Origin of the sequence: Mesorhizobium sp. M7A.F.Ca.US.014.04.1.1 (genome assembly GCF_003998745.1) — a bacterium.
Classification (GTDB): Bacteria; Pseudomonadota; Alphaproteobacteria; order Rhizobiales; family Rhizobiaceae; genus Mesorhizobium; species Mesorhizobium ciceri.
Genome location: NZ_RZRW01001481.1, coordinates 1 through 426 on the forward strand (window position 1 = coordinate 1; position 426 = coordinate 426).

General features: G+C 61.7%; 1 pseudogene. It reads left to right on the top strand.

The features are described from left to right. Positions 1–24: 24 nt before the first annotated feature. Positions 25–426: pseudogene (locus EOA22_RS37235) on the top strand (hypothetical protein); the annotation flags it as partial.

A 426-nucleotide genomic window follows, 5' to 3' on the forward strand; every position in this document is an offset into this window, starting at 1 on the left:
GGGGCTGATGGGAAGAACGAACCCATGGCATTGGGTCACAACTCAACCGCCAATGCCTTGAACGCCACCGCGCTGGGCGCGGGGGCAACTGCCAATTTCTTGGCTTCCACCGCGATCGGCCAAGGCGCATCGACAACACGCGATAACCAGGTCGCCATCGGCACGGGCGGAAACACCTACACGCTGGCCGGCGTCAATTCGCAGGCGAGCAAGGACGCGCAAGGCGCCACGACCTATCTGATGACAACGGACGGCGACGGCAATCTGGCGGCTTCAACATTCGATGTCGCGACCCTCGAGGGCCTGCCGGCACAGGTCGCCCAGAACAGCACCGACATCACCAATCTGAGCACCACGGTAAACAGTCAAACAACGCAGATCACCGCTAACACCGCCGAGCTCGTCGATCATGAGACGCGCATCTCC